This is a genomic window from Candidatus Edwardsbacteria bacterium RifOxyA12_full_54_48 (assembly GCA_001777915.1).
Taxonomy (GTDB): Bacteria; Edwardsbacteria; AC1; order AC1; family EtOH8; genus UBA2226.
The window spans coordinates 279,492-306,096 of sequence record MFFN01000004.1 but is presented as its reverse complement, the minus strand read 5'-3'; the positions used below and the strand labels follow the sequence as shown (position 1 = coordinate 306,096).

Genomic DNA, 26,605 nt, shown 5'->3' with positions numbered 1-26,605 from the left:
GGAGTATTGGAACGGATCATTATCGTCGGCAGTTGGTGCGTCTATTTTTATAAAAACGTATACTTTGACGGTAAAGAATTAATGGCTTTAAGGACAAACGACGTTGATGTTTTGCTGCCAAAACCCTTGCGGGTATCGCCTAAAATAGACTTAAGCAAAATGCTGTTGGAGATGGGATATCAATATATCGGCGCCCGGTCGGGTTATGGCGAAAAATATGCCAAAGCTGAATTGGAAATAGAATTTTTAACCCATCAGGCGGGTGCGGGACGGCCTAAAAGCAATCGTTTTTCGGATATCTCGATCAACGCCCAAGGTCTTGATTTTATGAACCTATTGCAGGCCAACACCATTAATTTAACTTATAAAGGCAAAACCATAGTCCTTCCCAAAATTGAAGCCTTTATATTGCAAAAGATGCTGGTGCTTAAAGAGAGAAGTGCCGAGAAACGTGAAAAAGACATACGAATTCTGCAATCATTAATTGACTTCGTAAAAACCGTCCCTGATTTGGTGGGCAGCTTTATCGCTTTATATAATGATTTCTCTAAAGGCTGGAAAACAAAAGTTATTAAAAACGCAAAAAACTACGTCCCCGAGCTTCTGGAACTGTTGAACCAACCGAAAGGAAATAATTGATGCGTTCTTCCGTTGAAATACTGAATCTCATCTCCCGCGCTCGCCTGCTGGATCTGGCCCGGGAATACAATATTTCCGGTCTGACCGGCGCGACCAAGGATTTTATTGCCAACGAGCTGGCCAAGAAAGCCGGGATTGCCGAAATCCTTTCCAAACTTACCCGTGATGAACTGAAGAAGATAAGCACAGACCTGGGGTTGGACGATAGCGGCCGCGAGAAAAAAGCAATTATCGACCGCATCATCGGCAGCGATGATAACACGAAAGCAGAAGCCATGGTAACTGCGCGTTTGGCAAAGACAATCACCGCCGGGGCCAACAAACAGACCAAGGACTACGACCACCCCGAGGCCACCGTGCCACTGCGGCCGGATGCCGGCACCCAGGCCCAGTTCAAAAAGAAAAAGCCGCCTAAAGTTTATAAATACGATTCCTCGCTCGCCCCGGAACTTGTTTGGGACGGCCAGAACCCGGCCCGGGAGCAGGGTGAAGCCCTCATCACCCAAATTTTGGAATCCGATGACCTAAAAAAAGCCAAGCAGGCCGCACAGGAGCTGAAAACGCTCAGCCAGCCGTTCCTTAATTGGGCGGGCAAGGCCGAGCGCTTGTCGTTCGAGGTGCCCACCCTTCCCCTGTTCGTGCACGAACGGCTCTCAACTAAGACCATTATTGAAACCTTGAAAAGCCATCGTAAGGATGCAGCCCAATTAGATATCTATGAGATGATCGGCGACCCTCACCATAGTATTACCGACCAATTGTTGAAGGCCTATGAATACCAGGATAAGTGGACCAACCGGGTGATGCTGGGCGACTCGCTGGTGTGCATGAACTCGCTGCTGCATTACGAGAACCTGGGCGGCCAGGTGCAGATGATCTACATGGATCCGCCCTACGGGGTGAAGTTCGGCAGCAATTTCCAGCCGTTCGTGCGGCGGCGGGACGTGAAGCACAACGATGACGACAACATGACCCGCGAGCCCGAGATGGTAAAGGCCTATCGGGATACCTGGGAACTGGGCCTGCACAGCTATCTTACCTATATGCGCGACCGATTGCTGCTTTCGCGTGAACTGCTAAAAGATACTGGCAGCATTTTCGTGCAGATAAGCGACGAAAATGTGCATCATGTAAGGGAATTGATGGATGAAATATTTGGTTTAGAGAATTTCCAAGCACTTATTGCTTTTCAAAAATCAGGAGGTGCTGCGACAAAAAGGCTTGAGCAAACATTTGATTTTATTCTATGGTATTCAAAAGATGATACGGCGCTTAAATATTATAAATATTTCATTAGTAAAAAAGGCAATAAAAATTTTAACAGGGATTACTGTTTTATCGACTTAGTAAACGGCCAATATAGACGTTTAACTAACGATGAAATTACGGATGATAATATAATACCAGAAGGTACGAGAAGATTTAGACTTGTTCCATGCAACTCGCAAGATTATAGTAATACTCGCTCTGGTTCATATAAATTTGATGGTGTAGATTACTACCCTGGTAAAAATAGACATTGGTCCGTTTCTCCAGAAGGTTTAGATAGAGCTGCACAGTTAAACAGATTGGTGGCTGTCGGTAATTCTCTTATGTATAAATTATATGTAGATGAATCGCCTGGGGATCCTATAGATGCTGTTTGGACAGATACAGCAATGGCTGGTTTATCGGGCGAAAAATTTTATGTTGTTCAGACTAATACTAAGGTTATTGAGCGTTGTATGCTTATGACTACGTCACCCGGCGATCTCGTACTTGACCCCACCTGCGGCAGCGGCACCACGGCCTATGTGGCCGAGCAATGGGGCCGGCGGTGGATCACCTGCGATGTTTCGCGCGTGCCCTTGGCCCTGGCCAAACAGCGTCTGCTTACGGCCACATTCCCATATTTCAAACTAAAAGACCCAAAACGAGGGCCGGCCGGAGGGTTTGAGTATCTGCGCAGGCAAAACCGCAAAGGCGAGGAAGTGGGCGGCATTGTGCCGCATATTACACTTGAGTCTATCGCCAACAACCAGCCTCCCAAGGAAGAGGTGCTGGTGGACCGGCCGGAAAAAGAGGAAGAAAACAAGATCATCAGGGTGGCCGGGCCGTTCAGCTTTGAGGCCACTATTCCCACCCCGGTGGATTGGGAAGGCGACGGGGTTGAAGATTCCGGCACCAGCCCCGAGGAGCGCAATAAATTTATCGAACGGATGCTGGAAGTGCTGCGCCTCAGCCCGGTGATCCAACTGCCTGGTAACAGGACCCTGGCCTTTAAGAATATCCGGCCTCCTATCAAATCCCTTTCCCTTTCGGCCGAGGCGGTGGAGAACGACAAGGCCGTGGCCTTTGTCTTTGGCCCGGAGAACGGCGCGGTCAGCGAGAAATTAGTCTACGAGGCGGCCCGCGAGGCCCACGCCAAGGGAGGCTATGTCCATTTGTACGTCATCGGCTTTGCCATCCAACCCAATGCCCGCCAGTTGGTGGATAATTGCGAGCAGACTGTGGGCATCCCGGCCACCTACGTCCAGATGACCCCGGACATCATGATGGGTGATCTGCTGAAGAACATGCGCACCAGCCAGATATTCTCGGTCTGCGGCCTGCCGGACATCAAGGTAAATAAAAGCAAGGACGACAGCTATCAGGTGGAACTTCTGGGATTGGATACTTTTGACCCGGCCACCATGAACAACGATCACATCAAGGGCGACGAGGTGCCAGCCTGGTTCTTGGATTCCGATTACAATGGGCTTTGTTTCCATGTAACCCAGGCCTTCTTCCCCCGTACCGGAGCCTGGGAGAGCCTTAAAAAGGCTTTGCGCGGGGCCTACGACGAGGGGGTGTGGGACCATCTGGCCGGAACTGTCAGCGCGCCGTTCAGTTTGGGCGAGCATAAGACCATTGCGGTGAAGGTTATCGACGACAGGGGGAATGAGTTGATCGTGACCAAGAAGATGGAATAGGTTATATAATGACATGATAAAAAAACGACAGAATAAAATAGAACGGGTTAGAAATATTATTACAACCCGTATCTCCGGCATTAATACTAATTACCGTGGCGGACCAAGTTTACATTTCTATCATCGTGTAATACAGTTGCGGCAACAGAAACCGTCGGTTTTAGACTTTATAGGTTCTGACCCTTGTGTGGAGATGTTATACGCCACTCTTGTTTCTTGGGATATGAATAGCCGTGGGGCTAAAATGAAAGATTACTCTGACTTTAAGAAAAATATCCAACAAAATAGGGATTTATTCACCGAGACAGAGAAGGCACTTGAATTGTTTTCATGGTCACAAAATAAGGATATTATTCCATACTTAAAAGAACTTTATAACTCTTTAATATTGATGGAAACTAATAGTAAATTAATTTCCAATTCGAAATGCCTGCATTTCATTTTCCCAAAAGCATGCCTGCCAATAGATGGAACAAACACGCTGAATAAGCTTTACGGAAACACCGGAGAATCAAGAAACAAATTCATTGAAGTACACCAATTTGCTTGGGACATACTCACTGAGATAGCCAACCCAAAACAGTATCTTGATAACCAATGGAATAGGTCTGAAACCAAATTGGTAGATAATGCAATTATTTTACTGGATATGCAATGAATAATTTCGAAGTTTCTGAACCAATTCTCAATTCGCCCTTTGAGGAACCCAAGGAATTCTGGTTCATCAAGGAAGGCGAGATGGCCCAGCGCAAGTCCGGCCGGCGTCCTTCCATTGTCTATCCCCCCAGTGACACCGACGTCAAATGGGAACTGGAAGGGGTGTTGGCGCCTTCTCGCGATTATTCGCCCGGCTATGAAATGGTATTGGTCAACGACATCCGCCTACGGGTAAAAAAATGGCGGGAGCAGGGATACCCCGGAGCCACCAAGATATCCCGCGAGTTGATGGAATGGTGGCGGCGGGACGGGCGCAAGTGGCGTTTATTCTATGCCCAGCTGGAGGCGGCCGAGACGGTAATATTCCTGCGCGAGGCCCGGGCCGACCTGCGGCAGGGTCTGGATATCCCCCAGGATCATCCCAACGAGTCTCAAATCGCTGAGGGGATCAAGGCCTTTCAGCGTTATGCCACCAAGATGGCCACCGGCACCGGCAAAACTACCGTGATGGGCATGCTGATCGCCTGGAGCATTTTGAATAAGGCCAGCGACCGTTCTAATTCCCAATACTCGGACGTGGCTCTGGTAATGTGCCCTACTGTGACAATACGCTACCGTTTAGCCGAGCTTGACCCCAATGTTGGAGAAGCCAGCGTTTATCGTACCCGCGATTTGGTGCCCCCCCATCTGATGCCGCAACTGCTTAAAGGCAAGGTGCTGGTAAAGAATTGGCATGACTTTGAGGTCAAGGAAACGACCTCGCTTAACAATGGAGCCAAGGTCATACGTTCCGGCGTTCAGCAAACCGATACCGAGACAGTCCACATCTCCGACAAGTCGACCACGGCCCGGGGCAAGCGCTATCTTTCCCTGGAAGATTACAAAAAACAGGTATCCGCGGGTTTGTTGAGGGTGATAAGAGAGGAGACGGACAAGCAGGGCAATCTTATCAAGGCAAAAGTGGAATCCACCCGGTATCTGGAAAGCGATGCTTCGTGGCTGCAACGAGTATTGGGCCGAGATGTCGGCAAAAAGGAGAATATCCTGGTATTCAACGATGAGGCTCACCACGCCTATCGCATCAGGCCCGACTTAAAAGATGATCTAGAAACCGACCTGTTTGGAGAGGACGAAGAGGCCGAGGAATTCTTTCAGGAGGCCACCATTTGGATCAACGGCTTGGATCGCATCCATAAACACCGGGGCATAAATTTCTGCATTGACCTCTCGGCTACCCCGTATTTCCTAAGCCGGGTGGGCCAGGATACCAACAAACCTTTTCCCTGGGTGGTGAGCGACTTCCCCCTTACCGATGCCATAGAGTCCGGCCTGGTAAAAATCCCCCAATTCCCTCTGCGCGACACTTCAGGAGAAGAGAGGCCCAAATATTTTAACCTTTGGAAATGGGTGACCGGTCAGCTGACACCGGCTGAAAAAGGGGCTTCCAAGGCAGCCCCAAAACCTGAGGCCATCCTAAAATATGCCAATGCTCCCATTATCATGCTGTCCGGTGAGTGGGAAAACCTGCGCAAACAATGGGAGAAGAACCAGGATGATGACCGGCCGCCGGTGTTTATAATAGTCTGCAAAAATACCAAAATAGCCAAAGTCATTTATGAGTGGATCGCCCAGGATACTTGCCCGTCAGGGATCCCTTCGCTAAACATAGCCAGCCTTCGCAACTCAGAAAAAACCGTTAACACTATCCGGATAGATTCAAAAGTGGTTGATGAAACGGACGGCGACAATGGCAAATCGGATGAAATGCAGTGGCTGAGACGCACCCTGGATACTATTGGCAAGAAATATTGGCCGCTTGATCTGCAGGGCAATCCGATATACCCGCCAGGCTTTGAGGAACTGGCCAAGAAATTAAAACGCCCATTAACCCCGCCGGGCCGGGATATACGTTGCATCGTCAGCGTCGGCATGCTGACCGAAGGATGGGATTGCACCACGGTCACCCATATCATCGGCATTAGGCCCTTCATGTCACAATTGTTGTGCGAGCAGGTGGTGGGCCGGGGTCTGCGCCGCAGCAACTATAGCGATCTGGATGATAACGGCCGCTACCCCGAAGAATTGGCCCAGGTGCTGGGCGTGCCTTTTGAGGTTATTCCCTATAAGGCCAATCCCGGTGGAACACCTCCCCCGCCTAAAATAAAACACCATGTTCATGCCATTCCGGAAAAGGAATATTTCGCTATTTCGTTTCCCAGGGTGGAAGGGTATACGCAGGCTGTCAGCAATAAAATAAAAATTGACTGGGATCAGGTTACACCAGTCACTCTAGACCCAGCCAAAATCCCACCGGAAGTTGAATTAAAAGCCGCATTGCCCAGCAATCAAGGCCGGCCATCGCTATTAGGCCCCGGCCGAGCCGATATGTTAACACTTGAGCATTTTCGTCAAGGCCACAGATTGCAGGAGCTGGCTTTTGAATTAACCAAGGACTTGGTGCGCGATTTGCGAAATAGAACATCAAAAAACGATTTACCAACCCATATCCTTTTCCCACAGTTGCTTGGTTTTGTCCGCAGCTATATAGACAACCATGTAAAAGCACTGCCGCCGTCTGAAAAGGTTGATTTATTTCTCTCTCCTTACTATGGTTGGGCGATAGATAACATTGGCAAAGCCATCAAACCGGTTGATGATACAGGAGAGACCTTGGAAATCCCGCGTTATGAGCAGCATCGGGGACCGGGGTCAACCCATGAGGTGGATTACTGGTCATCTAAGGATGTAAGAGAAGTAACAAAAAGCCATCTGAATTATGTGGTCGCCGACACCTTGCGCTGGGAACAATCAGCCGCTTACTATATAGACACCCATCCTATGGTTGATTCATTTGTTAAGAATGCTGGCCTTGGATATTCTATACCATATACCTATAATGGGCAACCCCACGATTATGTGCCCGACTTTATTATCCACCTGAAAAGTGCGCCAGACAGTCAAACACCTTATTTTCTCATTCTGGAAACAAAAGGCTTCGACGAGCACGAAAATGAAAAAAAAGCCGCTGCCCAAAGATGGGTGGCGGCGGTCAACCGGGATGGCAGTTACGGACAATGGAAATATATTATGGTCAGGCATCCTGGTGCGGTGAAAGAGGCTTTAGATAAACTAGCTTAGGACAGCCAAAGAGCATGACCTTCTCCTCCAACATAATCTCCGTCATCAAACGCATCCCGCACGGCAAGGTGGCGTCTTATGGGCAGATCGCGGCCCTGGCCGGCAATCCCAGGGGTGCCCGGGCCGTCATCTGGATATTGCATTCCAGCTCGGGCAAGGAAAAACTTCCCTGGCACCGGGTGATAAACGGCAAGGGACAGATATCCCTGAAACCAAGCCAGGGCTACGAGGAACAGCGGGTCATGCTGGAGAGCGAGGGGGTGGAGTTCAGCCTGGCCGGAACGATAGACCTGGACATTTATCGGTGGAAAAATGAGGATCATTAAAAATAAAAAACGCCAGCCTTTCTTTTACCTGCATTTTTTGCTGGGGCTGGTTTTCATATCCTTCCTGATGCTGGCCGGAAGCCGCCTGCCCAACAACCGGATCAGGGTCATAGACCGGAACAACATCTACGGCGGAAGGACCATCAGCATCTCCTATCGGGGCGACCCGACGCACGGGGACAAATGTCTCTACATAAACGATCTCTTCGATTTGAAGAAAAAGATCAAGGAGACCCGGATATTCCTTACCGAACCCTACAGCCGCAGGACCGGCTGCTACAAGATAATCAACTATTACAACCTGCCATACTCCGGCGGCAGCACCAGCCGGGTGGAGCACTTTTACCGGCCGGAATTCGCCGCCCGGAAGGGCTATTCCCGCAGGGTGAATTACCTTGACCCGGGCACCAATCTGGTGTCCACCGATCTGTACAATAGCGATGGTAAAATGATCCGCCGGGTGATCGGTGCGGGGGATGCGAATTGAAAAGGCTGGTAATAGAGATACGAAAGGACCTGAAAGCCGGCAGCGATGAAGGATACCGCCGGGCGATCCAGGTCTTTTTCAAGGAGGGGATAAAACTTTACGGGGTCAGGACCCCGGCGGTCCGAAAGATCTCCCAAAAATATTATGCCGCCATCAAGGACCGGCCCAGGGACGATATTTTCAAACTATGCGGCCACCTGCTGGGATCCGGCCTCAGCGAGGAGCGGACCATTGCCTTCGACTGGGCTTACCGATCAAGAAAGAGATACCAGCCCGGCGATTTCTCCCGGTTCGAAAAATGGCTAAAAAAATTCGCCCCGGACTGGGGCGGGGTGGACGATCTCTGTACCCATGCCTTGGGATGTTTTCTATATCATCATCCGGAGTATGCCCCCCGGGTCCTAAAGTGGGCCGGATCGCCCAAGTGGTGGATGCGCCGGGCCTCGGGCGTGGCCCTGATCTACGGTTTGCGCCGGGGGTTTTTCCTTAAAGAGGCCTTCAAGACGGCTGACATCCTTTTGTCGGATAAAGAGGATCTGGTGCAGAAGGGCTACGGCTGGATGCTGAAGGTGGCCGGGGATAATCACCAACGCGAGGTCTTTGACTACGTGATCGAGAATAAAAAGGAAATGCCGCGGACGGCATTGAGGTGTGCCATAGAAAAATTTCCCGAGGGCTTAAGACAGAAAGCCCTGGCAAGGTAACTTCACCCAGAGCGGACAGCGGCGCCCCGGGAGGGGATCAATAGCGGGTGGCCTCAAAGGAGCCCTGCTCCCACGACAGCACCACGAATATGTTGAACATATTGATCTGCCCCTCCAGGCTGCAGTGCTCGATGGCCCCCTGGTTCAGGTGCAGGCAGCCGTGCTGTCCTTCGATATTGATTATTTCTATGCGGCCGGTCCAGCCTCCGACGGAGAACAATTCCAGCAGTTTGAATATATTGACCACCGACAGTTTGCCGGACCACTCCTTGGCTTTGCGGGCCAGCATGGACCGGGCCTTGGAGGCGTATTTCAGCCGCAGGTCGATGCCCTTGTAGAGCTCCTCCCGCTTGAGGGGCTTGGTCAGATAACGGGCGGCGCCCACCGCATAACCATGGATGATGCTGGCCCGGTCTATCTTGGCCGAGAGCATCAGCACCGGGAGGTGCTTCAGATCGGGGCTTTTCTTGACGGCCCGGCACAGTTCGTAGCCGTCCATCATGGGCATCATGATGTCGGTCAGGATCAGATCCACCTGTTTCTCCCGGGCCACCTGAAGGCCGTCCTGGCCGTCGCGGGCCTGGATCACCTGATAGCCGGCCTTCCGCAGTTGAAATTCCAGCAGCCGGGCCATGTTGGCCTCATCCTCGACCACCAGAATGGTATAGTTTTCCATAGACCTCCTCGGAAAAGATGGTTCAAAAGTATTGTATAACAAACCCGGCAAATATGCAAGCCGATTTCCATCATCGGAGAGTATTTCCAACAACAATCTGGTCATGAAAATTTAGCAGGTGGGAAATGGATAACAGGGAGCTTAATGCCGGACACCGGCAACGATTGAAAGACAGGTTCCTAAAAACCGGAGGGGACAGCCTGCACGACTATGAACTGCTGGAGCTGTTGCTGACCTATGCCCTGCCCCGGCGTGACATCAAACCCCTGGCCAAGGAACTGATAAAGAGATTCAACGGGCTTTCCGGAGTGCTGGATGCTTCCTCCGAGGAACTGGGCCGGGTCAAGGGGTTGAGCCCGGGATCCGGCATCCTGATAAAATTGAACAAGGCGCTGACCGAGTATTATATGACCAACGAGATGTCATCAAGGGACGTGCTCTCATCTCCCCAGACGGTGCTTAATTTTGCCAAGTCCAAATTGGCTGGCCAGCCGAATGAAGTTTTTTTGTGCATCTACCTCAACACCAAGAACGAAGTGCTGAAACACAGCATCATAAACCAGGGGACGGTGGACAAGGCCGCGGTCTATCCCCGACGGATCATCAAGGAAGCTTTGGACTGCCATGCCGCCGGACTGATCCTGATGCACAACCACCCCAGCGGGCATTGCCAGCCGTCGCCGGAGGACAAGGCCCTGACCGACTCCATCATCAGCGTGGCCAAGACCATGGATATCCGGCTGCTGGATCATATCATAGTGGGAAGGCTGGGGCATTACAGCTTTGCCGAGAAGAACCTGATATGAATTCTTGCCACAAAGGCACCAAAGTACCAAGAAATTTGGACGTAAAAAATAGGTTGAACCCGATATTTTAATAACAATTGATAAAATTTATGTCTAAGAAGAAAGTCATCATCATCGGGGCCGGGCCGGGCGGGCTGATCGCCGGGATGCTGCTGGCCCACAGCGGACACCAGGTGGAGATATACGAAAAGAAGGAGGTGGTGGGCGGGCGCAACGCCCCCATCAAGTTGGGCGAATTCACTTTCGACACCGGGCCAACCTTTTTGATGCTGCTGGAAGTGCTGGACGAGATCTTCAAGGAGACCGGCCGAAAGATGGAGGATCATCTGGAACTGAAGCCGCTGGAGCCATTGTACCGCCTGCGATTTGACGGCAAGGATGATTTTTTCCCATCCGGTGACCAGGATAAGATGGCCCAGGAGATCGAAAAAAGATTCCCCGGGGACGGGCGGAATTATCTAAGGTTCAAAAAGGAGGAGGGCAAGAAGTTCGATCGGGTCTATCCCTGCCTCAAGGTGCCTTATGGCAGCCTGCTCTCATACTTAAGGCCCCGTTTTATAAAGGCCATTCCCCGGCTGGACCCCTTTGCTTCGGTCTACCACCGGCTGGCGGCATACTTCAAGCACGAGCACCTGCGGATAGCCATGACCTTCCAGGCCAAGTACCTGGGCATGTCGCCCTGGCAGTGCCCGGCCACCTTTACCATTCTTTCCATCATCGAGCACCGCTTCGGCATCTATCACCCCATCGGAGGGCTGACCCGGATATCCCAGGCCATGGCCAAGGTCGTTATCGAAGACGGGGGCAAGATCCACCTAAGCACTCCGGTCAGGCGGATCATTATAGAGAACAGGAAGGCCGTGGGAATACTTCTGGAGAACGGACAGGAGGTGCGGGGCGATGCGGTGATCATCAACCCCGATTTCGCCTGGGCCATGAGCCATCTTATAGCACCTCAGGACCGCAGGAAATACACCGATCAAAAGCTCAGAAAGATGGAATACTCCTGTTCCACCTTCATGCTCTACCTGGGCCTGGACAAGCTGTACGACATCCCGCACCACAATGTGATCTTCGCCGAAGATTACCGGGACAATGTGGAGGACATCGCCCGTCGCAAGATGCTGTCAAAAGACCCATCGGTCTATATCCAGAATGCCAGCATCACCGATCCCACCCTGGCGCCGAAAGGCAAATCTGCCATCTACGTGCTGGTGCCGGTGACCAACCAGACCTCTGGCATTGACTGGCAGAAGGAGCGCAAGGCCTTCAGGGACCGGGTTATCGGGATAATCAAGCAGAAGACCGAGCTTAAGGATCTGGACCAGCACATCGAGGTCGAGAAGATCATCACCCCGGCTGACTGGGAGCAGGAGTACGGGATATACAACGGGGCCACCTTCAACCTGAGCCACAAGATCAGCCAGATGCTGTCCTTCCGCCCCCATAACAAATTCGAGGAATTCGGCAACTGCTACCTGGTGGGCGGAGGAACCCACCCCGGCTCGGGCCTGCCCACCATCTACCAATCGGGACGGATCGCGGCCGAGATGATAAACAAATCGAAATAGCCCAATGCGCCTCTGGTCATTACATCCAAAATATTTGGACCGCCAGGGTCTTTTAGCCGTGTGGCGCGAGGGATTGCTGGCCCAGAAGGTCCTCCAGGGAGGGACCAAGGGCTACAGGAGCCATCCCCAGCTGCAGAGGTTCAAGGGACAAAAGGACCCGTTGGCGGCCATCGGTGCTTATCTGCTCGGGGTTCATGAAGAATCGGCGGCCAGAGGATACAGCTTCGACGGCAAAAAAATATCCTCGAAAAAGAAAGCGCCAAAAATAAAGGTGGCTGCGGGCCAGGTGGAATACGAACTCCGCCATCTGTTGAAGAAACTGAAGAAGCGGGATGTCCAGAGGCATATTTCAATACTTAGCGATAAAAATATCCAGACCCATACCCTTTTCAAGGTTATCAAAGGCCCGGTGGAGGACTGGGAGCGGGCAAAAAAATCCTTGCATTATATCTCCTTTTAGGCTATAATACCTCCAGACTTGATTTTTAGGAGAGCGGGTACAAAGCCCGCTCTCTTTTGCTATCCGAAAAACCAGCCGGAAACTCAATCATGGAGGCGCAGAGATTTTTTATCAGGTTCGTGCTTGCGCGCCATAGCGCTTCAGCGCACAAGCGCGAAAACTGACAACCCGGACGGGCTTCCCGCTGGAGTTTATGCTGAATGCAATGAAGTGCGAGAATGGCCGGCACTCGAGTTTCTAATCTTAAAAGCAGAGCACCGAATGGAACTTAACCCTACCGCCGAAGAGATCATCGCCAAAATAAAGGAACTGGCCCGGCCCCTGGCCGGCGAGATGGGGCTGGAGCTGGTGGACGTGGAATACAAGGCCGGCGGGGATTTTCTAAGAGTGTTCATAGACCGCCCCGGGCAGGGGGTCTCCATGGAGGATTGCAGCGGACTGTCGCGCCGGATCTCGGCCGAGCTGGATGCCAGCGATCCCATCCCGCAGCCCTATAATCTGGAGGTATCCTCCCCCGGCCTGGACCGGCCGCTGAAGAGGGCGGAGGATTTCCTTCGCTATGCCGGCCGGCCGGTCAAGGTGGTCATCAGCCAGCCCCTGAACGGCCAGAACACCTTCATCGGGCACATCGGTGATGTCCAGAACGGAATGGTCAAGATCGTCCTGAAGGATCAGGCATCGGTCTGGCTGCCGCTGGCCCAGATAAAAAAAGCCCGGCTGGAAGTGGAATTGAAAAAGACCTGACCCCAAACCCTTGCCGATTCAGCCTTCGTAACCGAAGATAGGCGTCTGTTATAGCATACTTCGGCGAAGTGGGCTGCGGGAGGGGGTAAGAAAAATAACACCAGGATCACATACATACAAGGAGTAAAGCGTGTCCAACCTAGACGTAATTGAAGCCCTGAGCGAGATCGCCAGGCGCAAAAACCTGAGCAAGGAATTTGTCATCGAAACCCTTAAGATGGGCCTGCTGCAGGCCTGCAAAAAGCGGTTCGGCACATCGGAGAACATCTTCGTAGAGCTGGAGGACGATACCGGAGAGATAGGCATCTTTGCCAAGAAGCTGGTGGCCGAGGAGGTCCTCAATCCGGTCCTGGAGATCTCCGCCGCCGATGCCGCGGAATATATCGACGACCCCCAGCCGGGCGATGAGGTGGAGGTGATCCTGCCGTTCGAAGAGTTCGGGCGGATGGCCATCCAGGCCACCAAGCAGATACTTTTCCAGAAGGTGCGGGAGGCCGAGCGGGAGCAGGTGTTCAAGGATTTCTCCGGCAAGGTGGGGGACATCGTCACCGGGACGGTCCAGCAGATCAGCCGGGACGACATCCTGGTCAGCCTGGACCGCACCGAGGCCGTTCTGCCGTATTCCGAGCAGATCCGTTCGGAGAGATATCAGCAGGGGCGCACCGTCAGGGCGGTGGTCCTGGATGTGGCCAAGACCATCAAAGGGCCGCAGGTGATATTGTCGCGCAGCCATCCCGATTTTGTCAAGCGCCTGTTCATGCAGGAGGTGCCGGAGACAAAAGAGGGCCTGGTGGAGATAAAGGCTGTTGCCCGCGAGGCGGGCGATCGGGCCAAAGTTGCGGTGCACTCCAATGAAGCCAAGGTGGACGCGGTGGGGGCTTTTGTGGGGCTCAAGGGCGCCAGGGTCCAGACGGTGGTCCGGGAGCTGTCGGGCGAGAAGATAGATATCGTATCCTGGTCTTCGGATCCGGCGCTGTTCGTGGCCCGGGCTCTTTCTCCGGCCAAGGGGCTGGAGGCCTTCCCCGAGCCCGAGGAGAGGCGGGTGATAGTGATCTGCCCCGACGACCAGTATTCGCTGGCCATCGGCAAGAGGGGGCAGAATGTCCGCCTGGCGGCCAAGCTTACCGGCTGGCGGATAGATGTGATGACCGACAGCCAGTACCAGGAGAGGTTCGAGGCCCTGGCCCAGGTGCAGATACCGATGGAGGAACTGATCATCTCCGACAAGATCAAAGCCAAGCTCAAGGATGCCGGGCTGGATACGGTGGAAAAGGTGATAGAATCGGGCGAGGAGGGCCTGACCAGCATCGATGGCATAGGCGCCAAGACGGCCGAGAAGGTGCTGTCCGCCGCCAAGGAGGCCAAGGATGCCCAGTTGATGCATTTTGACGAGAAGAACTCCCCGGCCAAGCCGGCCGATAGGCCGGCTCCCGACCAGCCTGCCGGCGGGGAAGAATCGACCCCGGCAGAGCCCGGCGCCGAGGGAACCCCGGCCAAAGCCGAGGAGAATCCGGCCGAAGAATCCGGCAGCGACGGAGAAAAAGGATCTGACAATGACGATGAGCAGCACCAGGCCGGAGAACCATCGGAACGGCAGGAATAGGAGATATTATGGCAGAGACTAAGAAAACCACCAAGCCCGCCAAGAAGACAGCCAAGGCAGCCGGGGTGAAAGAAGCGGTCAAGAAGACAGAAGTGGTCAAAAAGACAGAAGTGGCCAAGAAAGCGGAAGTGGCCCAGAAGAAGCCCGTTGCCAAAAAGAAAGCCGAGGCCGCCAAACCGGCCAAGGAGGTGAAGGTTTTTGAGGCGGCCAAGGATCTGAAGATATCGGCCGATGCCCTGCTGTCCATGCTCAATGAGCTTAATTTCAATATCAAGAGCCGGATGAGCCTGGTCACCAATGATATGCTGGAGTCTGTCAAGCTGAAGTTCGAGGAGGAGAAGCAAGCGGTCAAGCAGGAACAACAGCAGAAGAAGAAGATCCAGGAGAAAAAAGAAGCCACGGTCAAAGCCGAGGCCAAGGTGGCGGTGGAGGAAGCTCCCCCGGTTATCGTATCAAGGGTTGCGGCGGTTTCGGGCGCTAAGCCGGTGATAAGAAGGCCGGTACCACCCAGGCCGGTGGTGCACAAACCGGTGATCACCAAGATCGTGCCCACTCCCATAGATTATCCCAAGGAGATGACCACCCCCTATCCCAAGCCGCTGGCGGAAGAGGACGCGCTGGGAAAACGGAAAAGAAAACGCAAGCGGAAAAAACATAAGGATAAAAAGCTGCCGGTTGACCATGTGGCCATTGCCGCAACGGTCAGGCAGACCATGGCCGCCATCGAAAGGGGCAAAGCCCGCAGGTCCTATAAAGACAAGGAGCGGGGGGATCTGTCGGCAGAGGCGGTTGACGAAAAGGTCGTTAAAATGCCGGAGTATTCTTCGGTGGCCGATCTGGCCCAGGCCATAGGGGCCAAGCCGGGAGAGGTGATCGCCAAGGCCTTGGGGCTGGGCTTGATGGTCACCATCAACCAGCGTCTGGACCTGGATACCCTGGCCACCATCGCCGATGAATTCGGCTATGCGCTGGAGGAGCAGGATGAATTCAACCAGCCGGAGGAGAAGGAGGAGGAAAAGCTTTCCCCGGAAAACCTGAAGCCGCGGCCTCCGGTGGTGACGGTGATGGGCCACGTGGATCACGGCAAGACCACCCTGCTGGACACCATCCGCAAGACCGATGTGGCCGGAGGGGAGCACGGCAGCATCACCCAGCATATCGGGGCTTATGAGGTGAAAATAAGCAACGGTTCGATAACTTTTCTGGACACCCCGGGCCACGAGGCCTTTACCGCCATGCGGGCCAGGGGGGCCCAGGTGACCGATATCGTAATTTTGGTGGTGGCCGCCACCGAGGGGCTGATGCCCCAGACCAGGGAGGCCATAGACCATGCCCAGGCGGCCAAGGTGCCGATCATAGTGGCCATCAACAAAATAGACCTGCCCGGGGCAGACTCCAACCGGGTCAAGCAGGATCTCTCCAAGGTCGGTTTATTGGTGGAGGACTGGGGAGGCAAGACCATCGCCGTGGAGGTTTCGGCCAAGACCGGCCTCAACGTGGAAAAACTGCTGGAGATGGTGCTGTTGCAGGCCGACCTGCTGGAACTGCAAGCCAACCCCGACTGCCCGGCCAAGGGCACGGTGATAGAGTCCCGGCTGGACAAGGGCAAGGGGATCCTGGCCACGGTTCTGGTTCAGCAGGGCACCCTGGAGAAGGGCCAGTCCTTTGTAGCTGGATTGTACAGCGGCCGGGTGAGGGCCATGTATGACGAGCACGGCAAGCAGATCCTTAAAGCCGGGCCGTCCAGTGCGGTGCTGGTGCAGGGCTTTGAGGGGGCCCCCATGGCCGGCGATTCATTCCAGGTTTACCAGATTGAATCGGACGCCAGGGAGATGGCCAACCGCCGCCAGCAGCTGAAGCGGGAACATGAGTTCCGTCCGGCCAAGAAGATCACCCTGGAGGGCATCTACGACCAGATCCAGGAGGGCGCCATCCAGGAGCTGAAGCTGGTGATCAAGGGCGACATGGCCGGCTCCATCGAGGCCATCGGCGATTCGGTGTTCAAAATGTCCAACGAGAAGGTCAAACTGGTGGTCATCCACAAGGGGGTGGGCGCCATCAACGAGTCCGATGTCCGGCTGGCCCAGGCCTCCAATGCCATCATCATCGGCTTCCATGTTCGGCCCGAGGAGCGGGCCCGGGAGCTGGCTGAGAACGAGGGGGTGGAGATCCGCATGTACAACATCATCTACGATGCCCTGGAGGACCTGCAGAAGGCCCAGAAGGGGATGCTGGCCCCGGTGTTCAAGGAGGTGGTGCAGGGCCGGGTGGAGGTGCGGGAGACCTACAAGATATCCGGGGTGGGCACCATCGCCGGCTGCCAGGTACTGTCCGGGACCATCGCCCGCTCCCACAAGGTCCGTCTTATAAGGGACAACGTGGAGGTGTACAACGGAAAATTCGCCTCGCTCAAACGCTTCAAGGACGACGTCCGCGAGGTGCAGACCGGCTTCGAGTGCGGCCTGGGGCTGGACCAGTTCAACGACATCAAGGTGGGCGACGTGGTGGAGACCTACATCATAGAGGAGATCAAGCAGGAATAGGCCTCACTCTTAATCCCTCTCCTGATTAATCAGGAGAGGGATGTCGTTAGACAGGGAGAGGTCAAGTTTAACAACCAGGCAGGAGGCCGCAGACGGTATAAAAAGGCCGATCCCCAACGGGGTCGGCCTTTTGTTATAATGTTTATCGAATGACCACCCTTAAATCCCCTGCTTGATCAAGTAGAAGATCCGCCGTGGCGGAGAGGGGACAGGGGAGGTCAAATTATAAAAAGCAGTGATAAAAATACCAAGACGGGGAATGGTTATAATATAGATGCCTAAAATATCATTACATCAGGCCAAAGCTCTCAACCTGCACAAGCAATTGCTGGACGATCCCGCATCCCTGCAGGGCAAGGAAGGCACATATCAGGCCATCGACCATCTTGGTTATGTTCAGATAGACACCATCAATATCATCGAGAGGGCGCATCATTTGGCTCTCAATGCCAGGGTCAGCGGATACCGCCAGCAGCACTTGCATCAATTGCAAAAAGACGATCGGAAGATATTCGAATACTGGGCCCATGCCGCCAGTTATTTGCCGATCAAAGACTATCGCTACTATATTTCTCACATGCAGGGCCGGCGCAGCAAGTACATTTCATCCTGGATAAAAGGAAAGAAACACATCATAGACCGGGTGAAGAAACGGGTGGCCGAAGAGGGCCCGCTTTCCGGCGGCGATTTCGAGGGCCGCAACAAACGGAAAGGGGTCTGGTGGGACTGGAAGCCGGAGAAGATGGCCCTGGAGGTACTCTTTTTACGCGGCGAATTGATGGTCAGCGAGAGAAGGAATTTCCAGCGTATCTACGACCTGACCGAACGGGTGCTGCCCCCGGGCCTGGATATCTCCCTGCCCGGCGAGCGGGAGGAGAAGCACTTTTTCATCAAACGGGCCCTGGGCTCCATGGGCCCGGCCAGCGAGGGCGACATAGACAAATACATGCATGTCACCGGCCGGCTGAGCAAATGGCTTAAGGAGTTGGAGGAAAGCGGAGAGATAGTCCAGATATCCATCGAGGGCCTGCCCAAGAAGTATTATATTCTGAAGGAAGACCTGGCCGGGATCGACGACACATCAGAATGCGCCAAGCACCAGGTCCATCTGCTATCGCCCTTCGACAACCTGATCATCCTGAGGAACCGCACCAGAGAGATATTCGATTTCGAATATACCCTGGAATGCTATGTCCCGGCCGCCAAACGGAAATACGGATATTTCAGCCTGCCGATATTGTGGAACGGCGAGCTGGTTGGCCGGCTGGACCCCAAGGCCGACCGTAAGAATAAATTATTGATCGTCAATTCACTGCATATCGAAAAGAAAATTGACGATCTTGAAGAATTCTTTCCGGTCCTGGGTACGGCTCTGAAAGAATTTGCCGCCTTCAATAAATGCCAGGAAGTTCTGCTGATCAAAACTTATCCGGCAAAATACGGCAGGAACATCAAAAGTCTGTTGAAACGATGACGGCTTCAAAGAGAATAGCACAGCTATCGTGGTTATATGCCTCTGGCATTGACCACCCCTTAATCCCCTCTCCGCTACGGCGGATCTTCTACTTGATCAAGGAGGGGATGAGGGTGGTTAAAATATTATTGCGAAATAACTGGCAAAAGTTGTGTGTCATAATTTTGTTGTTTAATGGAGCTACATTGTTTGCCCAGCAGGATTTATTCTATGCTCCCCAGGACATAAAAAAGCCCGCCCCGGCCCTGATCATCACTTCCTGCACCGGCGCCACCCAAAAGGATCTGGATTCCAACCGGGCCATCGCCGACAGGCTGGGCTGGGTGATCGGCACCTCGGCCAAAACAAAAAATCACCGCAGTGCCTGGCAGAACGATGCCGATATCATGGTCACTTATAAAAAGCTTATTGCCGATTATCCGGTGGATACTACCAAGGTCTTCATCTGCGGCTTTTCCGGGCAGGCGGTGCAGGCCATGATGGAGGTCTTCCTGCATCCCGACAAATTCAAAGGGGCGGTCTGCATCTGCGCCCATGACGGGGCCATGGGGCTGGCCAAGTGGGAATCGTTAAAAGGACATTATTTTTATCTGATATCCCGGGAGAAGGACTGGAACCTGGAGGCCAACAAAAAAATGCATTGGGAATTTATGTCCCACGGCATTGAGGACACCCTGATAGTGACCAAGGGCCGGCACCGGTCCAAGGACCGCCGGGAGCTTTACAATGGTTGCAAGTGGCTGGATGGGAAAACAAGATAGATTTATATTTACATATCCAGAGTCTTTTGTTATACTACATTTAAAAGAAGCCCTTCGTCAAACAACCCTATATGCGAGGCGAATATGCGCAGGATCATCTGCTCTGCCATCCTGTTATGGTCTGCGGCCCTTTCCCTGGCCGGAGAAAAGGCCAACAAACTCGAGGGCTTGGTGATCGACGGCGCAACCGGGCAGAAACTGGAAAAGGCCAGGATCACCATAGATGGAACGACCGTTGAGTCCAGGACGGACATCAACGGTTATTTTGTTATGGACAGCCTGGGGGCTGGCAGTTATACCCTCCGGGCGGAGAAGAAAGGATCCAGTCCGGCGGTGGTCAAGGAGGTGCTGTATTACCCGGAAAAAGGTGCGATACTTTTTTTGAAGCTTTGGCCGGCCAGTCAAAAAAAACAGGCAGAAGAGAACGAATCCGACGGAACGGGCCAGCTTGCCATAGCGGCCGGACGAACAATAAACATGCCTGAGCCCGGGCTGGGCTATATTATCAGGCAAACTCCAGGTACGGTGATCCATGCCGGGCAGATGCACCTGCGGGGCGGTGACCATGACGAGCTAGCGTATTTCGTGGATGGCTTCGATGTCAGCGACCGGCATTTCGGGGTATTCAGCGAGCACCTCCCCTCCCGGGCCATTGCCGGGATCGAGATCACCGGGGCGGGGTTCCCCGTTTCCATCGGGCAAAGCATGTCGGGCGCGGTTGATATCATTACCGAACGGTCGGAATCGTCGGCCGATAAAGGGATAAAATGGACTTCGGATATGATCCAAGGATCAACCAACAGCGGATATAACAAATTCGAGGGCTTTTGGAATTCGGCCATTCCCAAGGTTAATGACCTGCGTTTTTCGTTCAATGCCGAGGTTGCAGACCGCAAAGGCATAATAGCCTTTAATATGCCGGAAAAAATCTACGTGCCCGATCATTCCCAGGATTATATCTGGGCCGATACCCTGTACTACAGCCACTCCGTGTGGGATACCGTCCCCGGCAGCGGCGGAAGTTACGGCTGGGTGGGCGACTGGGCCGATACCATCAGGCACTACGACAGCCTTTACGCCGCCGGGGGATCGGATGTCAGCGGCCAGCAGATGTGGGAATTGGAAAAACAGGACCGGCTGGCCCACGGCCGGATGTACGGCTGGAAGGAATGGGACCAGCCATACCTGCCGCACAGCGGATCTAATTCGTATAGGTTGCAGGGAAGGGCGGATTATAAACTTGAACGATATAATGCCAAGGCCAGCCTCACCTGGTTTGCCAACAGGGAGCAGGAATTACAATACAGCACATATTTCAAATACAACCTGGATAACTACTACGCCGAATTGAAGAAGGAGTGGATGCTGGGCCTGAGGTTCAGGCAGGACCTCTCTCTAAAGACCTCATATTCGCTGGGCCTCAGCCGCTTCAGCGCCAGGACCCAGGCCGGGGTGCTGGACACCGCCGCCGAGAAGGAGCGCAGCTGGTGGCAGGATTACACCTTCCTGTCCGACGCCGATGCCAACGGCGACAGCATCTACGATGCCTATGCCGGACAGGGCTATGTCAAAAATATCAACAATCCCTATGGCGTCCCGGGATACTTTGTAGGCTACGGCCTGGCCAGGCTGTGGCGGAGGACGGCCGACAGTTATAACGGGTTCAACTTTAAATTGAATCACCAGGTGAACGAAAAGAACAACCTGGAGGGGGGCATCGATCTCAAGAAATACCGGGTATACCTCAAGGAGAATTCACTGCCCTGGGATCCGGTGCCGTTCAAGGACTATTACGATTTCGATCCGGCCAACCTGGCTATTTATCTTCAGGAAAAACTGGAGCTGAGCGACCTGGTGCTTACCGCCGGAGTCAGGCTGGACCGGTTCATGCCCAATGCCGGGAAAAAGGCCAATAACTTCAACCTGACCGATACCGCCTCATACATAGAAGCCCGGGACACCACCATGTACAGCCTGCGGCTGGGGTTTCTGCACAAGATCTCAGGGTCCGCTTCCTTCCGGGTGAACTTCGGCCGGTATGTACAGCAGCCGTCGTGGGATTATCTGTACAAAAATTTAACCGCCAACATTGCCCGGGGCACCACTGTATTGGGCGAACCGGAGCTAATGGCGCCCTACACCATAGCCTATGATGCCGGTTTATCACGACGATTCGGGCAGAGCTCAGAGCTTGACCTAAGTATGTATTATAAGGATGTTTATGATCTGATAGATACCGCATATATCCAAGATACTACAACTGGATTGAGTTACAGTGGATTTAAAAATAATAGACAAGCCAATATTCGCGGCTTGGAGCTGACTTATGAGTTGAAACCCTTGGGAAAGGAATATTCGATTTTAGCCAATTATTCTTTTCAGATGACAAAGTATAACACTGATGCACCAAATATTGTTCACGAGTACATATACGGTGGGGTTGACAATCTAGAAGACCCATTGCTGAACCCAAAATATATCAATACTTATTTCCTCAACTGGGACCAGCGGCACAAGTTTGTCCTGAACCTGGGCTGGGGATCCGGCAGCGATTTCGGTCCGTGGTTTTTTGGTGGGCAGCCTTTGTCCGATATATCCATAGGCCTGTTCAATAACGCCAACAGCGGGTTTCCCTACACCGTGCTGGGATATTTCTACGGCAACATCGTGGGAGACATCAATCACGAACGGCTGCCCTGGACCTTCAACACCGACCTGAAGGCGGAGAAGATATTCAAACTATCCGGGGTGAACCTGACCCTGGGATTGGAGGTATTGAATCTGTTCAACCGCAAGAACACCACCGGGATCTTTCCCCAGACCGGCCTGACCGATGCCTACGGCACGCCGCCCTCCTACGATGATTTTGCCGGGAAGACCGTTTTGGACAGCCTGCCGGGTGGCATCGACAGCTCCGGCCATACCATGATGTATCCCAATCCCGATTACAGCAAATGGCGGGACCTGAACGGCGACGGGGTGATAGACGACAAGGAACTCTACCTCACCTATGCGGCCGCCTACAATGACTACGTCAACGATCCCTACAACTCACTGCGCTACCCGGAAAGCTCGGCCTATGTTCTGCCGCGGAAGGCAAGGCTGGTTTTGGGGTTTATGTTTTGACATTTACCGCCCAGCCTTGTATAATCAATGCATAGGTTTGAAAAATAAAATAGGAGCCCCAATGTCCCAAATAAAAAAACTTAGCGCCATCGGCCGCAAGCTGGAAAAGCTGTCGGCCCAGTACTACCGCCTGGAATGGGTCCAGTACACCACCGGATACGATTTCGGCTCGCAGAAGGCCTACCAGAGGATGGTCAAGGTATTCAAGGACCAGAAAAACTACCAGGCCATTCTGGATCACCAGGCAATGGACCTGGAGCCGCAGGACAAGCGCCGGAAAGAGATCCTGTACAAGGCCTTCAAGCCCTACCACCTGTCCGACCAGATGAACCAGCTGGAACTGGAGATCCAGAAACTGGCCACCCAGCTGTCCCAGGTGCTCAATACCCACCGCTCCAATTTGGATGGCCGGGAGATCCGCTCCACCGAGATCGCCCAGATCCTGCGGAGCCAGCCGGACCGGGAGAAAAGAAAGAAAGCCTACCTGGCCCGGGCCCAGGTGAACCAGCCGCTGTTCCAGGCCGGATTCGCCGAACTGATCGGATTGAGAAAAGAATATGCCCGGCTCTACGGGGCCAAGAACTTCGCGGCCTACCAGCTGGAACAGCAGGAGCTGGACGCCAGCATGTTCGACGGCTGGCCGGAACAGACTGCCAAACTGCTGCCGGCCATGAAAAAGATCAAGGCGGAATTCGGCGAAAAATTCATCGGCGACACGGAAGTAAAACCGTGGGACGAAGCCTATATCAGCGCCCAACTGGCCCCGGAGCTCAACCACCGGGTGGACATGTCGGCCGGTTACGATGTGGTCCGGGATTTCTTTTTGAACTTCGGCTGGGACATCACCAAATACAACATCACCTACGACATCTTCCCCCGCCGCAACAAGTCGGAGTGGGGCTATAATTTCCCCATCCAGACGGCCAAGGACTCCCGGATACTGGCCAACGTGGAGAACCGCTATCACGAATACGGCGTGCTGCTGCACGAGACCGGCCACGCCCTGCATTCTTTCCTGCTTAAGCCCCGGGAGGTGCTGTTGAACCTGGGGGTCAGCGGCATCATCTCCGAGGGGTTCGCCAACCTGTTCCAGGATTTTTTATATGACCGATCGTTCTACGGACAGTTCTTCGGAGAGGACCAGGCCGGGGCGGCGGAGAACTTTGGCAATCTCAAGCGCTGGGAGCGGGCCACCCGGCTGGAGGCCGTTCCGGCCATCCTGTTCGACCAGGCCCTGTATCGGGAGAACATCAAGACCATCGACGATGTTCACCAGCTGTACTGGAAGACATACCGGCAGATACTGGGCGAGGAGCCTTTCGCCGGGGAGCCGCCCTGGGGATTCCGGATCCATCACACCACCCATCCCATCTACCTGCACAATTATTTCATGGGCGACCTAAGCTGCGACATGCTGAGGGAGGTGTTCAAGCAGCGCCACAAAACGGATGACATCATGGGCCAGGGTAAAAAGTTCGGGAAGTTTCTGATGGAAGAGGTGATCAAACCTTCCGGGACCTACACCTATCCCGAATTGTACAAGCGCATCAGCGGGGAGGAATTCTCGCTTAAATACCTGGCGGAATAAAAAATCCCTCTCCAAATTTATTTGGAGAGGGTAGGGTGAGGTCGTACCGGGGTCGTTTTAACGTAGGGGAGGGTTTGAAACCATCCCCTACGTTATTTTTGTCGGTCGGGTTCCTGGATTCCCGTTTACACGGGAATGACACCTAACCCCTGCCCCTTCCCGATGCGGGAAGGGAAATACAATATACCCCTCTCCTAATGCGTTAGGGGAGGAGCAGGGGTGGGGTCCAAATATTTTACGCAGATCAGCTTGGTCCGGCCCGATATGTGGTGGTTGACGAAGGCGGTCAGGGTCTCGATCAGCCCTTTGCTGTCGCGGGGGGCGATCTGGCACAGTTCTCCGGTGGAGTGCCAGTGATACAGGGCCGCGGATTGGGTCGGTTTCAGGATAATGCATTCCCCCTCCGGGGCATGGCAGCGGGGGCAGAGGAATCCGCCCTCGGTCACCGAGAAGACCGGCCCGCCGCTTTTAAGCTCCCGGCGGCATTTGACGCAGGAATCCAGCCGGGGGGAGTGTCCCAGGTTGTTGAGGGCCGACAGAAAAAAGCCCAGCAGTTGGCTGGGGCTTTCCCCGGAGGATGGCAGTGACCGCAAAAATCCCGAAAGATTCTTGTAGAAGGCCATATTGGGCGACTCCAAGGCGGTGAGTTTGTAGCCCATCTCCAGGGCCACCGCCGCCGGGTTCATCCGGCCGTCCTCGGCCAGGGCCGAGGGGTCCCAGACCACGTCGGTCTCGGAGACGGTGTGCAGCTCGGAGTGGCGGCTGCGGTAGAAGACGATCTGGGAGACCCCGCCGGGCTGGAAGGAAGCCCCGAACCTGCTTTTTGGCTTGCGGGCGCCCTTGGCCATGAACTTCATCCGGCCGAACTGCCGGGTGAAGGCGCTGACGATGCGGCTGGTCTCGGAAAAATTCTGGGTCTTTAATATTATGGCTTCGGTGCGTTCGATCATGAAGGTATATAAGAATTAATTCAAGTAATGGCGGGTACCGACCTAACCCCTACCCCTTCCCGATGCGGGAAGGAGCAAAGTGGCGCGGTCCGGAACGCATCAGCGACAGTTCTTCTTTTATTTAGGGCCAGCGGCTGGAATATTTTCCACCAGCTGGATCTTCGTTCCATCCGGGTCGAGGATGTATAAGAATTTGATGTGCGGGTTGGGTTGGAAAGGCCCGGAGTGGATGGGAATGTTCTTGCTCTTTAATATCTCGCTGAATTTGTCCAAGGAATCCACTTCGAAGCCCAGGGAGATATCTTTGCCGGCGACAATAGCGCCGGCTTTTTTGTTGCAGATAAGCTCCACCTGGGTTTCCCCAGAGCCTAAAAATATTATCTCCATATCGGGGCTGGGGGTCATCTTGCGTTTTATCTCCAGGCCCAGAAGGTCCCGGTAAAAGGACAGGGACCGTTCCATGTCCTTGACGTTTATGGTTACCCAGCAGAATTTCATAAATATTTCATTTTCTGCATAATTAAATTAGCTGCGTTTTTTTATATTCCAACAGTTATCAACTTCTTCTTCATCCCAAATGGTCATTTCTTTACCAAATAATTTTAGAAAGCAAGTTAAGAAAATATCTGCATATTGGAAAACAGATCCAAGATCATTTTCAGAAGCTTTGTTAGACCAATAAGGACCTTTTAAATCCACACGTAAAAAGCGAGTAGCAAGCTTAACATCTACATGTGTGAATGATGATAGTTCCGTATATAACGTCTCATAAACTTCTTTATGATCAACCTCAATTGCCATATTATGTATGCTTTTCCCGGACCAATTTTTATATAACGTCTTTTTTCCGTTCTTATTATTATGTGTGTAATTATTCTTTATCTTATTATACTGGTTATTAATTTCTTCTTCCTTATTTTTGTACCGTTCTTTGAACATTAACTGCATGTATTCTTTTGTAGAATTATTTGTACTATTACAAAGGTTAATACACATAGCTAGTTGTTTTTTATCAATAATTGCCCCGTATTGGATATATTGCAAAGAGCGTTTAGTAGGATCTTTTGTAATATAATGTGCGGTTATGTCTGTTTCAAACATGGTTCTAACAATAATATAACCAATATTTGTCGGAAACCATTGATTTGAATATGTATTATATAATGTTAATAACGATTCGCTAGCGGAAATGTTGTGTAATAAAAATGATACCATTAATGAAGTATATTCATTACTGTATTTTATGGGCGAAACCATAAACATTTTTGGTCTACCCAGCGCAATAAGATTTTTTAATACCTCGATATGGTCTTGTGTTGATAAAAATAACATAATTGAATTTAGTGAGTTTTTTAATGGTCTTGATATTATCATTCTCCCTCTCCTAATGCGTTAGGGGAG

21 protein-coding genes are annotated in these 26,605 nt (G+C 52.8%); 17 read left to right on the top strand and 4 right to left on the bottom strand.

Annotated elements, in window-relative coordinates; translation table 11 throughout:
- Positions 1-6 precede the first annotated feature (6 nt).
- The 7 genes from A2273_02960 to A2273_02930 all read left to right on the top strand — a co-directional run bounded on the left by A2273_02960 (position 7) and on the right by A2273_02930 (position 8,902).
- Positions 7-639, top strand: a complete 633-nt coding sequence (locus tag A2273_02960) for a hypothetical protein (GenBank protein ID OGF07445.1) — start codon at positions 7-9, stop codon at positions 637-639.
- Positions 640-914: 275 nt separating this feature from the next.
- Positions 915-3,590 (top strand): DNA methylase, encoded by a 2,676-nt coding sequence (locus A2273_02955; protein ID OGF08006.1) that lies wholly within the window; start codon positions 915-917, stop codon positions 3,588-3,590.
- A gap of 223 nt (positions 3,591-3,813) precedes the next feature.
- Positions 3,814-4,248, top strand: coding sequence for a hypothetical protein (locus tag A2273_02950; GenBank protein OGF07444.1), 435 nt, complete (start codon positions 3,814-3,816; stop codon positions 4,246-4,248).
- The gene (locus tag A2273_02945; protein ID OGF07443.1) at positions 4,245-7,385 is read left to right on the top strand and encodes a type III restriction endonuclease subunit R; all 3,141 of its coding nucleotides are present in this window, start codon (positions 4,245-4,247) and stop codon (positions 7,383-7,385) included. The genes A2273_02950 and A2273_02945 overlap by 4 nt, the downstream gene beginning before the upstream one ends.
- Positions 7,386-7,399: 14 nt before the next feature.
- Positions 7,400-7,711 (top strand): DNA methyltransferase, encoded by a 312-nt coding sequence (locus tag A2273_02940; GenBank protein ID OGF07442.1) that lies wholly within the window; start codon positions 7,400-7,402, stop codon positions 7,709-7,711.
- Positions 7,698-8,198 (top strand): hypothetical protein, encoded by a 501-nt coding sequence (locus tag A2273_02935; GenBank protein ID OGF07441.1) that lies wholly within the window; start codon positions 7,698-7,700, stop codon positions 8,196-8,198. The genes A2273_02940 and A2273_02935 overlap by 14 nt, the downstream gene beginning before the upstream one ends.
- Complete coding sequence (locus A2273_02930; protein ID OGF07440.1) at positions 8,195-8,902, top strand: hypothetical protein; 708 nt, start codon at positions 8,195-8,197, stop codon at positions 8,900-8,902. Before A2273_02935 ends, A2273_02930 begins: the two co-directional genes overlap by 4 nt.
- Before the next feature lie 37 nt (positions 8,903-8,939).
- Here the strand turns inward: A2273_02930 and A2273_02925 are convergent, their stop codons facing one another.
- Entirely contained in the window at positions 8,940-9,578 is a 639-nt protein-coding gene (locus A2273_02925; GenBank protein OGF07439.1) for a hypothetical protein, read from the bottom strand.
- Positions 9,579-9,703: 125 nt separating this feature from the next.
- On the opposite strand from A2273_02925, the gene A2273_02920 reads away from it, so the two are divergent.
- The 10 genes from A2273_02920 to A2273_02875 all read left to right on the top strand — a co-directional run bounded on the left by A2273_02920 (position 9,704) and on the right by A2273_02875 (position 24,254).
- The gene (locus A2273_02920; GenBank protein ID OGF07438.1) at positions 9,704-10,384 is read left to right on the top strand and encodes a hypothetical protein; all 681 of its coding nucleotides are present in this window, start codon (positions 9,704-9,706) and stop codon (positions 10,382-10,384) included.
- 89 nt (positions 10,385-10,473) lie between these two features.
- The gene (locus A2273_02915; protein ID OGF07437.1) at positions 10,474-11,955 is read left to right on the top strand and encodes a phytoene desaturase; all 1,482 of its coding nucleotides are present in this window, start codon (positions 10,474-10,476) and stop codon (positions 11,953-11,955) included.
- 4 nt (positions 11,956-11,959) lie between these two features.
- Positions 11,960-12,415, top strand: a complete 456-nt coding sequence (locus A2273_02910; GenBank protein ID OGF07436.1) for a hypothetical protein — start codon at positions 11,960-11,962, stop codon at positions 12,413-12,415.
- Between the two features lie 261 nt (positions 12,416-12,676).
- Positions 12,677-13,159 carry a hypothetical protein gene (locus A2273_02905; protein ID OGF07435.1) on the top strand — a complete coding sequence of 161 codons (483 nt, stop codon included), beginning with the start codon at positions 12,677-12,679 and terminating at the stop codon, positions 13,157-13,159.
- 130 nt (positions 13,160-13,289) lie between these two features.
- Positions 13,290-14,762 carry a transcription termination factor NusA gene (locus A2273_02900; protein ID OGF07434.1) on the top strand — a complete coding sequence of 491 codons (1,473 nt, stop codon included), beginning with the start codon at positions 13,290-13,292 and terminating at the stop codon, positions 14,760-14,762.
- A 128-nt stretch (positions 14,763-14,890) separates the two neighbouring features.
- Entirely contained in the window at positions 14,891-17,305 is a 2,415-nt protein-coding gene (locus tag A2273_02895; GenBank protein ID OGF08005.1) for a hypothetical protein, read from the top strand.
- 274 nt (positions 17,306-17,579) lie between these two features.
- Positions 17,580-18,779, top strand: coding sequence for a hypothetical protein (locus A2273_02890; protein OGF07433.1), 1,200 nt, complete (start codon positions 17,580-17,582; stop codon positions 18,777-18,779).
- Between the two features lie 185 nt (positions 18,780-18,964).
- Positions 18,965-19,540 (top strand): hypothetical protein, encoded by a 576-nt coding sequence (locus A2273_02885; GenBank protein ID OGF07432.1) that lies wholly within the window; start codon positions 18,965-18,967, stop codon positions 19,538-19,540.
- Between the two features lie 84 nt (positions 19,541-19,624).
- On the top strand, positions 19,625-22,666 hold the full coding sequence (locus tag A2273_02880) for a hypothetical protein (protein OGF07431.1): 3,042 nt from the start codon (positions 19,625-19,627) through the stop codon (positions 22,664-22,666).
- A gap of 61 nt (positions 22,667-22,727) precedes the next feature.
- Positions 22,728-24,254: a peptidase M3A and M3B thimet/oligopeptidase F gene (locus A2273_02875; protein ID OGF07430.1), complete on the top strand. Its 1,527-nt coding sequence runs from the start codon at positions 22,728-22,730 to the stop codon at positions 24,252-24,254.
- Positions 24,255-24,448: 194 nt separating this feature from the next.
- Here A2273_02875 and A2273_02870 read toward each other — a convergent pair whose 3' ends face one another.
- The 3 genes from A2273_02870 to A2273_02860 all read right to left on the bottom strand — a co-directional run bounded on the left by A2273_02870 (position 24,449) and on the right by A2273_02860 (position 26,578).
- A complete protein-coding gene (locus A2273_02870; protein ID OGF07429.1) occupies positions 24,449-25,204 on the bottom strand; it encodes a DNA repair protein RecO in 756 nt (251 codons plus the stop codon).
- A gap of 117 nt (positions 25,205-25,321) precedes the next feature.
- Positions 25,322-25,702, bottom strand: coding sequence for a glyoxalase (locus tag A2273_02865; protein ID OGF07428.1), 381 nt, complete (start codon positions 25,700-25,702; stop codon positions 25,322-25,324).
- Positions 25,703-25,729: 27 nt separating this feature from the next.
- Positions 25,730-26,578 (bottom strand): hypothetical protein, encoded by an 849-nt coding sequence (locus A2273_02860; GenBank protein ID OGF07427.1) that lies wholly within the window; start codon positions 26,576-26,578, stop codon positions 25,730-25,732.
- Between the last annotated feature and the right edge of the window lie 27 nt (positions 26,579-26,605).

What these genes read in the sequence shown, in the direction of transcription:
- A2273_02955 (OGF08006.1), top strand. Translation starts at nt 915, where the DNA reads ATGGTAACTGCGCGTTTGGCAAAGACAATCACCGCCGGGGCCAACAAA.
- A2273_02950 (OGF07444.1), top strand. Translation starts at nt 3,814, where the DNA reads ATGAATAGCCGTGGGGCTAAAATGAAAGATTACTCTGACTTTAAGAAA.
- A2273_02945 (OGF07443.1), top strand. Translation starts at nt 4,245, where the DNA reads ATGAATAATTTCGAAGTTTCTGAACCAATTCTCAATTCGCCCTTTGAG.
- A2273_02940 (OGF07442.1), top strand. Translation starts at nt 7,400, where the DNA reads ATGACCTTCTCCTCCAACATAATCTCCGTCATCAAACGCATCCCGCAC.
- A2273_02935 (OGF07441.1), top strand. Translation starts at nt 7,698, where the DNA reads ATGAGGATCATTAAAAATAAAAAACGCCAGCCTTTCTTTTACCTGCAT.
- A2273_02925 (OGF07439.1), bottom strand. Translation starts at nt 9,578, where the DNA reads ATGGAAAACTATACCATTCTGGTGGTCGAGGATGAGGCCAACATGGCC.
- A2273_02920 (OGF07438.1), top strand. Translation starts at nt 9,704, where the DNA reads ATGGATAACAGGGAGCTTAATGCCGGACACCGGCAACGATTGAAAGAC.
- A2273_02915 (OGF07437.1), top strand. Translation starts at nt 10,474, where the DNA reads ATGTCTAAGAAGAAAGTCATCATCATCGGGGCCGGGCCGGGCGGGCTG.
- A2273_02910 (OGF07436.1), top strand. Translation starts at nt 11,960, where the DNA reads ATGCGCCTCTGGTCATTACATCCAAAATATTTGGACCGCCAGGGTCTT.
- A2273_02905 (OGF07435.1), top strand. Translation starts at nt 12,677, where the DNA reads ATGGAACTTAACCCTACCGCCGAAGAGATCATCGCCAAAATAAAGGAA.
- A2273_02890 (OGF07433.1), top strand. Translation starts at nt 17,580, where the DNA reads ATGCCTAAAATATCATTACATCAGGCCAAAGCTCTCAACCTGCACAAG.
- A2273_02880 (OGF07431.1), top strand. Translation starts at nt 19,625, where the DNA reads ATGCGCAGGATCATCTGCTCTGCCATCCTGTTATGGTCTGCGGCCCTT.
- A2273_02875 (OGF07430.1), top strand. Translation starts at nt 22,728, where the DNA reads ATGTCCCAAATAAAAAAACTTAGCGCCATCGGCCGCAAGCTGGAAAAG.
- A2273_02870 (OGF07429.1), bottom strand. Translation starts at nt 25,204, where the DNA reads ATGATCGAACGCACCGAAGCCATAATATTAAAGACCCAGAATTTTTCC.
- A2273_02865 (OGF07428.1), bottom strand. Translation starts at nt 25,702, where the DNA reads ATGAAATTCTGCTGGGTAACCATAAACGTCAAGGACATGGAACGGTCC.
- A2273_02860 (OGF07427.1), bottom strand. Translation starts at nt 26,578, where the DNA reads ATGATAATATCAAGACCATTAAAAAACTCACTAAATTCAATTATGTTA.